The organism is Acinetobacter sp. YH12096 (assembly GCF_013419215.1).
In the GTDB taxonomy this organism is placed as follows: Bacteria; Pseudomonadota; Gammaproteobacteria; order Pseudomonadales; family Moraxellaceae; genus Acinetobacter; species Acinetobacter amyesii.
On record NZ_VPAM01000042.1, the window covers coordinates 18,670 to 28,818 of the forward strand.

Consider the following 10,149-nt stretch of genomic DNA (forward strand, 5'->3'; position numbering starts at 1 on the left):
GTCAAAGGAAGATTTTAAGTATTTAAAACCAATTCTTCAAATGAGGACACGCCCTAATAATATTTATTAAGTCGATAATCGAGCTTTGCTCGACTAATACCCAACAAACGGGCCGCTTCAGACACATTGTGTTTGGCTTTTTGCATCGCGGTGATAATCAGTTGTTGTTCATGTTGTTCTAAAACCCCAACCTTGGCAAGGTCACCGAGATTTATTCCATTAAATGACCTTAATTATAAGTATATGATTTGATTACTGGTATATAGTTTTTGGTGGAGTAAAATTTTGATCAATTTAGATCATTTAATGTGGTTTTGGTCACTTCATTTTAGACATTTTAGTTTATAAAAGTCACCTATGTTTTGATGCTGATTTTCGTGAGAAATAATAACAATATATAGTTTAATATAATGATTATTAATAATTTATAAATCGACTACAACATGTAGTAGCGAAGATGCTCAAAATGCACTTACTACGTAACATCAGTTAAATAAAAGTCTCCCACAAACCCAATACGGTTCACTTGGGCCTATGCAGTCTGAAATAGGTTTATAAACTTAATCTGATCTTAAGAACTTAATGTTAGCTTTGTAGAGAAAATCTCTTGAAGGATGAAACGAGTGGATCAGCGAGTAGATGTACTAAATTTTAAAAAACTATTATATCTAATGAGCGTCTTGATCTTGATTAGCCTTGGGCTATGGTGGGGAAGTAAGCTGCTCTCGAATAAAAATATAGAGGCTAAAGTAGAGAGACAGGTTTCAGAGGCTGAGAGGAGTCCTGAAGTCTCAGAGCAACAAATCTTAATTTCTTCAAAACAAATTGAGCAAGTTGGGATCAAATTACACACATTAGGTGCTTCTTCTACTAACATACAAAAACAAATTATTTTACAAGGGCAAGTACAGTGGTCACCAGAAAGCAAAGTTGTACTGACTAGTCCTGTTTCAGGAATGGTGCAGCAAGTTTTGGTACAACCCTTGGCAGAAGTTACCCGGAATCATCATGTACTTGCTGTACATAGTCCAGATTTAATTCAGATTCAAAATGAAATATTGCAGCTTCGTGCTCAACAACAATTAGCCCAGCAAAATTTAACACGTGAACGTAGCTTATATGCTGAAGGCATTATTGCCGAGAAGCGTGTGCAAGAGGCACAGAATCAAGTACAGCGTCTTAATATTAACTTAGGTGCAAAACAGCGAATGCTGCAATTTATGGGAGGAGGGCAGGTAAATAGTCTAAATTCCATTGTCTATGTTAAAAGCCCAACAAGTGGTTATATAGAAAACTTACAGGTTTCTACAGGTCAGTATGTTGAGGCTGGTACAGTATTAGGTCAACTTGTAAACGCTGATTCACCGTTACAATTGTTATTACAAGCTAATTTAGCTGACAGTAAATATGTGCATATTGGGGATGTTGTTCAGGTTGAAGGTTGTGATATTACAGGGCATATACAAAATATCGCTCCAGCACTTGTAGGGAATACACAAACTCAAAATATCATCGTACAAATGGATACCAAACATAATTGTTTGCGGGTGCAACAATTTGTCAAAGTTCATGTTCAAAGTAAGCAGCCAACAGTAATTGCAGCATGGCCAGTACCAAGTACTGCCATAACCTCACAAGATGGTAAACACATTATTTTTGTTAAAAATCAGAAGGGGTTTGAAGCTGTAACGGTTGAAGTTCTATCAGCTGATCAGCAGCAAAGTTATATTACAGCTGAAAAATTAAAACCCAAAATGCAACTTGCTATCAGTGGTGTAGAGCGTCTCAAGGCGGTGTGGTCTGGCTTTGGTGCAGAGCAAGCACCTATTAGCACTACAGAACGTTGAGGTGAGACATATGTTAAAACGTCTTATCGCCTTTTCACTTAGTCAGCGCATTTTAATATTATTGCTCACATTGGCGATCAGTGTGGCAGGCTACATTGCTTTTACGAAACTACCAATTGATGCTTTTCCTGATGTGTCAAGTACGCAAGTACAAATTGTGATGAAATCGCCCGGCATGACGCCCGAAGAGGTGGAAAGCCGTATTGTTGTACCCATTGAACAAGAAATGTTGGGAATATCTCATCAGACAGTAATGCGTTCGCAATCTAAATACGCGATTGCGATTATCACATTAGACTTTGCTGAAGGCACTGACCCTTATTGGGCTAGACAACAGGTGAATGAACGTTTAAGTAATGTGATGTCTGCATTACCAAGTAGTACGTCAGGTGGAATTGCACCCATGACGACCCCATTAGGTGAATCTTTTATGTTTACCTTACATGGGCCACTCAGTGATATGGAAAAACGAACTCTACTTGATCGGGTGGTTCGTCCACAACTTCGTAAAATTGAAGGGGTCGCCGATGTTAACGCTTTGGGGGGACTTGTTCGTACATTTGAAGTGACCCCTAATTTAGAGGCCCTGGCGGCACGAGGCTTATCTTTAACACAGCTACAACAGGCAATCGAGCTAAATAATGCCAGTGATGGTGCTGGGCGGCTTAATGAAAATGGAGAGTCATTACTGATCCGAAGCGATAGCCGCGTCAGAAACCTTGAAGAGTTAGGCGATATTATTGTTTCTAGCCATCAAGGAACATTGGTGCGGGTTAAAGATGTTGCACAGGTACATACTGGAGCACTCACACGCTATGGTGCAGTGACTGAAAATGGCCAAGGTGAGGCTGTCCAAGGTATTGTATTAACTTTAAAAGGTGCGAATGCACGTCAAGTCGTTCAACATGTTCGTGAGCATTTGTCCGACATTGAAAAAACTCTGCCACAGGGTACAACGATTGAACCATTTTATGATCGTGGTGAGTTGGTAAACCGAGCCATTCATACCGTAAGTAAAACGTTATTAGAAGCTATTGTCTTAGTCTTGATTTTACTTTTATTGTTCTTAGGAAACCTAAGGTCTGCTTTAGTGGTTGCGGCAGTTTTACCATTATCTGCACTAAGTACTTTTTTGATGATGCACCATTTTGGTTTAAGTGCCAATTTAATGTCTTTAGGTGGTTTGACGATTGCGATTGGTTTATTAGTGGATGCTGCAGTTGTAGTGGTTGAAAATATTGAAATGCAACTTGCTGAAGCAAAAGAGTCACCGCAACGTTCTTTTTTACCGCCATTAAATATGATTTACCGCGCAGTGTCTGAGGTTGCAGTACCAGTCACAGCAGGCATGATCATTATTATGTTAGTGTTTATTCCATTGGTCACGCTTGAAGGATTGGAAGGGAAGCTCTTTTCACCTGTGGCTTTAACAATTGTATTTGCTTTATCAAGTTCACTAATTTTTTCTTTGACAGTGATTCCTGTACTGTGTTCATTCTTTCTAAAACCGAAAGCACATCACACACCCTTTTTAGTAGCTAAATTAGAAACTGGTTACCGAAAACTTTTGAATCTGAGTTTAGCCCATCCTAAACAGATTTATGTCTTAGCAGGTGGTACCTTACTTCTGGCTGCATTGATTTTCCCATTCATTGGAAAGTCATTTATGCCAACCATGGATGAGGGAGATACTATTTTACAGTTAGAAAAAATCCCTTCGATTAGCTTACAAAACTCAATTGCATTAGATCTGGATATTCAAAAACGTATTTTGGAACAAGTGCCTGAAGTTGAAAGAATTGTGGCACGTACAGGTTCTGATGAATTGGGATTAGACCCTATGGGGTTAAATGAAACAGATAGTTTCATTGTGCTAAAACCACAAACGCAATGGCAAGTCAAAAATAAAGAGCAAATTTTAGAAAAAATTCGTCTTGTACTTCAAGATGTTCCTGGCGTGAACTTAACATTTAGTCAACCCATAGAGATGCGCACTTCAGAAATGTTGTCTGGAGTACGAGGAGATTTGGCTGTCAAAATTTTTGGAAGTGATTTAGACCAGCTTAATGATTTATCAAAGCAAATTGCAATAGTTCTACAAGGCATTGAAGGCAATGAAGATGTCATGACACTCGAAAATTCGGGAGTACAGTATCAAGAGCTGCGAATCCATCGTGATATGGCTATACGAAATCAATTGGACAGTCAAAATGTTCAAGCCCAACTCAAGATGCTCGTGGAAGGCAAAGAAATAGGTTCCATTATTGAACAGGGGCGCCCTGTTCCATTAATGATGAAAGGGGATCCACGTTTGGGAGAGTCGAGTTTTGAATTTTCCAATATTGCCTTGCCAATTGAGAATGCAGCTGCAGTGCCATTGTTATCTTTAGCAGAAGTGGTTAAGACTGAGGGTGTCGTAAAAATTGATCGTGAAAATGCATCACGAATGTCAGTGGTACGTGCCAACGTACGTGATCGTGATTTAGTTAGTTTTGTAGATGAAGCAAAACAATTGGTTGCAGAGAAAGTCAAGTTACCAACCGGCTACTCACTCAAATGGGGGGGGCAATTTGAAAACCAACAACGTGCGGCTGCTCGCTTAATGCTTGTTGTACCTGCTGCATTAACAATGATCTTCTTTTTACTATTTACGACTTTGGGTTCGGTGCGTCAAGCCGTATTGGTTTTCGTCAATATTCCCTTTGCGTTAGTCGGTGGAGTATTTGCATTAGCATTAACAGGTGAGTATTTATCTGTTCCTGCATCAGTTGGTTTTATTGCCTTGATGGGGATTGCTGTACTGAATGGTTTAGTGATGATTAGTTATTTTAATCAACTGATTTCTCGTGGTGTTGCAATTGAGGAAGTTGTTCGTGAAGGTGCTATGCGCCGTTTACGTCCAGTCATGATGACCGCGAGTATTGCAGCTTTAGGTTTGATCCCATTGTTATTTACTACTGGCCCTGGTGCCGAGATTCAACGTCCATTGGCGATAGTTGTGATTGGAGGGCTTATTTCTTGTACTTTGCTGACTCTGATTTTACTTCCTAACTTGTTTAAAAAATTTGGTTTAGCGCGAGATCATCATGTCTGAAATATGCCAACTCTCTATTAACGTGTCCTCTGATATTGCTGAAGAACTTATGGAGCATTTGTGGTTAATTCCTGAGTTGATTTCAGGGTGTACTTGTGTCAACGCACAAGGGTTTGGTAATCGCCAACATTATCGTAATGTTCAGGAAAAAATTCGCGGAGCAACTGAACGGAATCTTATATTGCTGATTGTACAACACGAATCTGTATCATTGGTTTTGGCGCATATTCAGCAAAAATTTAAATCAAGTGATTGTTTTTATTGGGTCATACCTACATTAATTTCTGGTTATATGAGCCAAGGAGCACTTGACTAATGACATTAAATATCAAATCAACACTTCTAGGCCAAATTTGGTATCTGTTTGGGTTGGGCTATTGTTTTACAGTGGCTTCGACAGCAATTGCAAAACCTCAACTTGAAGCTGCTTTGCCACCACTTGAAGCAGTACAACAGAGTCTAGTAGAACATCCGAATGTGCGTGCTGCAATATCAGAGCAAGATTATGCAGACTTTGCCCGACAAGGATTAAAAGTAGGGCAAAATCCGTGGACTGTTACAGCCGGTATGCAAGTACGTAAGACGGATACACAACTAGAGCGAAAACAAGCCAATAGTTATGAACCTAGTTTGGGGATAGAAAAACAAATACGTTTGCCTAATAAATACCGGCTAGATCAAGATCTAGCACAACGTATTTCAAGTATTGCAGAACTGAAGTATGAGAATGCTCAACATCAAGCATCTAAAATGTTGTTAAATAGTTGGTTTGCTTATATGCGAAGCACATTGCATTTGAAGCGACTGCAAGAACAGCTGGATCAAATTCAGCAATTTATCCAAGTGACTGAACAACGTATTCGAGCAGGAGATGCACCACGACTTGAGCTAATGCTCTTGAAGAATGAGTACCAACAACTTGAGGAACAATATATGCAAGCTAAAGCTGCATATATTCAAGCTCAGCAATTGTTGGCCCGCGATTATAGAGGAAAGATCCCTGAACAGTGGAGCAGCGATGTTATACAGCCTAGCCCTATACAGTATAGTCAAGCAGAGTGGGTACAGAAAATTTTGTCAGTTAATCATGAGTTAGCACTCGTAAGGATGCAAGCTACACAGCAATACGCAGTATTAAAAAGAGAGCAGCTTAATAGACTGCCAGATCCTACGATTGGTTTTGGTTACAGTAGGGAGCAATCGGGAGAGGAGAATTTATTAGGGGTTAGTGTTTCAATTCCTTTGACTGCGCGACAAGTCGGTATTGCTTCAGGAATGGCAGCGGCAGAAGCAAAAAAAGCGGATTTGGAGGTATTGCGTGTAGAAAAACGTCTGCGTCAAGAAATACAGGGGTGGGTGATTCAAATGGAGTCAGCGACTGTACGGAATACGAAGGCGCAAGAAAACTTACAACTGTTGCAACAACAACATCACTTGATGCAAAAAGCGTATAAATTAGGTGAGTTGAATCTCAATGAGCTTTTGTTGCATTCGCAGCAATTGATTGAAGCACGTAGCCGAGTCGATCAAGCTAAAGTAGATTATGCAGAAAGTATGAGTTCCTTATTACTTGATTCTCATCAATTGTGGCCTTTACATGAGATGGATAGAATTTAACAGTAATATTTACGAGCATAGTAGGGATTATAAATTTGCGCTGTAGTTTGGTAAGCAAGAGAAAAAGGTGTTATGAGAGTTCTATTGGTAGAAGATGATAGCTTGTTGGCAAAAGCAACTGCACGTGGTCTAGATCAAATGGGCTTTGTAGTTGACATTGCGAGCACAGCAGAGCAAGCGTACCATTTTTTAGTGAGTTATCATTATCACTTTATTCTACTAGACTTAGGTTTGCCTGATCGAAATGGGATTGAAATTTTAAAATCACTACGTCGCAAAAAGAATCAAGTTGGAATTATTATTCTGACTGCTCAAGATCAGGTTGATGATCGTATTACAGGTCTAGAGGCAGGAGCTGATGATTTTGTTGTTAAACCTTATGATTTACATGAGGTCGTAGCAAGGATTCATGCTGTATTACGCCGAATTTCAGGAGAGGTAGGGGACCTAATTCAGGTTGGAAATATTAGTATTAACAAAGCGAGTAAACAAGTACTGTTAAATCAAGTCGAAATTGAGTTGACACATAAAGAGTTTCATTTATTGGAGTTATTTACTCTCAATCGTGGTCGTGTAATTTCGCGTGAAAATATAGAAAATTCATTTTATGCTTATGACGTTGATGTGAGTAGTAATGTTGTACAAGTCTATATTCATAACTTGCGTCGGAAATTAGGTAAAAATATTATCCGTACAGTACAAGGTTTTGGATATATCATGGATGAACAGCATTAAATGGCTGATCCAATTCGCAGCTATTCATTAACCCAGCGCTTATCTATAATTTTACTGGCAATTACCACTAGCGTTTGGTTGGGTAGTTTAGGAAGTATTTATTGGGGAATGCAAAACACTGCCAATAATATTTTTGATAAGTCATTAGCAGAAACTGCTCATGCTTTATTGTCTACGACTCTAAGTACCCTAGATGGAAAAGTACCGCAGCATACAGTGATTGAAAAAGCTAAGGGTGAGCATTATGACCAAATTGTATTTCAAATTTGGCATCGTGATGGACAATTAATTTATCGTTCTATTGGTGTGGAAACACAGCCATTTGTTCAGCAAGATAATTTTGGTTGGATTAAACTGAATAATAATACTTATCGTAGTTATTCTGTTTGGGATAGTACGCATACAATACAGGTACAAATTGCGCAGGTTTGGACAATTCGAAAAGATATTCAGCAAGATATGTTGCTGTTTTTGATTTTGGTTTCAATCATATTTTTGCCATTATTATTATGGTTGATTATTTGCACGATCCGTCGTCATTTATTGGCTGTATATAGCATTAGTCAAAACTTAGAAAAACAATCCATTGAACATTTAAATCCAATTAAGCCAGTTGTACCGAAAGAAATAGAACCTTTAGTGAGCTCTTTAAATACCTTACTTAGTGAGATTGCTGAAAGTATGCAACGTGAAAAACGTTTTACCTCAAATGCCGCTCATGAACTCCGTACACCATTAGCTGCTATACGCTTACATGCCCAAGTACTTCAAAATGCACGTTCCAATGAGGAGTCTAAGGAAGCTGCACAGGACATTATTACAGGAGTAGACAAAGCATCAAGAATGATTACTCAGTTGCTTACATTAGCGAGGCTTGAACCGAATGCCACACAAAACAAAAGCAATATTGATTTGGTAGATATTGTTAAAGGTACAGTTGAAATGATGGGTATTCAGTTCAGAAAAGCAGGTGTAGACTTACAATTGCATCTCACCTCAGTGTGCGTTTGGGGGCAGTCAGATCAGTTGGAAATTATGTTGAGAAATATACTCGAAAATGCCATTCTTTATCGTAGTTCAATACATAAACCTATTATTAAAGTCAGTTGTGGAAGTATTGGAAATGGTAGTTTTATACAGGTTGAAGATAACGGCATAGGTCTAGATGAAGCACAAATCCCATTTATATTTCAGCGTTTTTATAGAATAAATCAAGCCAGTTCTGTAGTAGGAAGTGGTCTGGGATTATCTATTGTGAAGCAGATTATTGACTCTCATTTAGGCAAGATTACTTTACAACGTGCAAATGCAGTTGGAGGATTGATTGTCAGAATTGAATTTTTCAAAAAATTGAATATTTATTAAAACGATAGTCAAAAAAATAGATTTTATCATATTGATTTATAAATTTAATTTAAATGCTGGCGTATATCGTTGTCCACTCATAATGTTCTCTCCTATGCAAAAAGAATAGACGAAATTTGTCTAGGAGACTTGCCGAGACTTATAACATCTCGCATGATAGTGTAAATCGCTTTCTAGAACGTGAAGACTACACACCTCACGACCTATATCAAGAAGCAATTCAACATATTGATAATAATAAACTTATAGTCAGTATTGATGATACTGTTTTAGATAAACCCTATAGTCAACATATGGACTTGGTTAGCTATTTTTGGTCAGGCAAACACCACCGATCCGTCAAGGGTATTAATCTCATTACCTTGTATGCGACAGATCAGAATGGTCAAAATATTCCAATTAATTTCCGAATTTATGACAAATCTGAAAGTAAAACCAAGAATGATTACTTTATGGATATGTTAAGTGAAGCACTCAGTTGGGGTGCAAAGATTCAATTTATTACAGGTGATAGTTGGTATTCATCGACTGGAAATCTAAAAACCATAAGAAAATATGGTATTCGATTTATGTTTGGTATCGACTGTAACCGTAAGGTTTCCCCAGAAAAAGGACAATGGTTTCAACTGCGTTTATTGCCAAATTTCCATCAGGGTCAAGTGGTCTGGCTCAAAGATTTTGGCTTTGTACAATTATTTAAGACTCAGTTAAAAGAACAGCAGAGGTTTTATATTGTGCATCAAGATGAAGATGATTTATTGTCCTTTGAGGGTTTTCATGAATTACATTCAAGTCATTGGAAAATAGAGCAATATCACCGGGTGATTAAACAGGTTTGTCATATTGAAAAGTTTCAAGTAAGACGATCTAAACTGATTTTGAATCATATTTTTTCAGCCTTGATGGCCTACGTCGAGATACAAAAGAACCAGTTTGAGCGGATCTTTGAAAATGTATATCGTTGGCAGAAGAAATTATTTAGACCAGTTATCAAAAACTTCATTGATGACTTTATTCTCGATAAAAATCATCTGCTACCACAGAGAATCTATAAATAATAGTGCGTAAGTCCTATATATTATCTTTCTCACAATTTCATAAATATCAATTATCTAATAAGTTGACAAAAACAACTAATCATGCGAAAAAGTTTTTTTAGTTAACAGATGTTCACACATGCCTCGAATTGTTTCTGTACCACTTAGTTTAGAACAGCGAGAACGACTCATTTTTCTGGCCAAGCATGCAAAACATTGGCGTGAAAGACAACGTGCCCAAACTATTCTCTGGCTTTCTGAAGGTAAAAGTGTTGCGGAAGTTGCCACTCTACAAGAACGTATCCCAGAAACCATAAGGCTACAACTCCGACGTTGGGAATTGTATGAGTTTGAATCGATTAAAGAAGGTCATCGCTCAGGTCGGCCCAATACATTGATCTCAGACTATCAGGCGAAAATCCTAGATTGGGTCAATACAAGTCCACTCAATGCA

Annotated in this window: 8 protein-coding genes and 1 pseudogene; 8 read left to right on the top strand and 1 reads right to left on the bottom strand. The window is 38.2% G+C overall.

The features are described 5' to 3' along the window. Positions 1-53 precede the first annotated feature (53 nt). Positions 54-182 (bottom strand): annotated as a pseudogene (locus FTU36_RS14525) (helix-turn-helix domain-containing protein); the annotation flags it as partial. 441 nt (positions 183-623) lie between these two features. On the opposite strand from FTU36_RS14525, the gene FTU36_RS14530 reads away from it, so the two are divergent. The 8 genes from FTU36_RS14530 to FTU36_RS14565 form a co-directional block, all read left to right on the top strand. Continuing rightward, positions 624-1,847, top strand: coding sequence for an efflux RND transporter periplasmic adaptor subunit (locus FTU36_RS14530; RefSeq protein ID WP_004974297.1), 1,224 nt, complete (start codon positions 624-626; stop codon positions 1,845-1,847). A gap of 10 nt (positions 1,848-1,857) precedes the next feature. Beyond that, positions 1,858-4,941 (top strand): efflux RND transporter permease subunit, encoded by a 3,084-nt coding sequence (locus tag FTU36_RS14535; protein WP_004974298.1) that lies wholly within the window; start codon positions 1,858-1,860, stop codon positions 4,939-4,941. Then, on the top strand, positions 4,934-5,257 hold the full coding sequence (locus FTU36_RS14540; protein ID WP_004974301.1) for a DUF3240 family protein: 324 nt from the start codon (positions 4,934-4,936) through the stop codon (positions 5,255-5,257). The genes FTU36_RS14535 and FTU36_RS14540 overlap by 8 nt, the downstream gene beginning before the upstream one ends. Next, positions 5,257-6,558 carry a TolC family protein gene (locus FTU36_RS14545; protein ID WP_180111708.1) on the top strand — a complete coding sequence of 434 codons (1,302 nt, stop codon included), beginning with the start codon at positions 5,257-5,259 and terminating at the stop codon, positions 6,556-6,558. The genes FTU36_RS14540 and FTU36_RS14545 overlap by 1 nt, the downstream gene beginning before the upstream one ends. Before the next feature lie 72 nt (positions 6,559-6,630). Further along, complete coding sequence (locus FTU36_RS14550; protein WP_004974305.1) at positions 6,631-7,293, top strand: response regulator; 663 nt, start codon at positions 6,631-6,633, stop codon at positions 7,291-7,293. Next, positions 7,294-8,658: an ATP-binding protein gene (locus tag FTU36_RS14555; RefSeq protein ID WP_004974307.1), complete on the top strand. Its 1,365-nt coding sequence runs from the start codon at positions 7,294-7,296 to the stop codon at positions 8,656-8,658. A 116-nt stretch (positions 8,659-8,774) separates the two neighbouring features. Next, the gene (locus FTU36_RS14560) at positions 8,775-9,716 is read left to right on the top strand and encodes a transposase (RefSeq protein ID WP_159153750.1); all 942 of its coding nucleotides are present in this window, start codon (positions 8,775-8,777) and stop codon (positions 9,714-9,716) included. A 118-nt stretch (positions 9,717-9,834) separates the two neighbouring features. Then, positions 9,835-10,149: helix-turn-helix domain-containing protein (locus FTU36_RS14565; protein WP_180118382.1), on the top strand; the 315-nt coding region annotated here is incomplete at its 3' end.

Coding starts and splice junctions, on each gene's coding strand:
- FTU36_RS14535 (WP_004974298.1), top strand. CDS start 1,858: ATGTTAAAACGTCTTATCGCCTTTTCACTTAGTCAGCGCATTTTAATA.
- FTU36_RS14540 (WP_004974301.1), top strand. CDS start 4,934: ATGTCTGAAATATGCCAACTCTCTATTAACGTGTCCTCTGATATTGCT.
- FTU36_RS14545 (WP_180111708.1), top strand. CDS start 5,257: ATGACATTAAATATCAAATCAACACTTCTAGGCCAAATTTGGTATCTG.
- FTU36_RS14550 (WP_004974305.1), top strand. CDS start 6,631: ATGAGAGTTCTATTGGTAGAAGATGATAGCTTGTTGGCAAAAGCAACT.
- FTU36_RS14555 (WP_004974307.1), top strand. CDS start 7,294: ATGGCTGATCCAATTCGCAGCTATTCATTAACCCAGCGCTTATCTATA.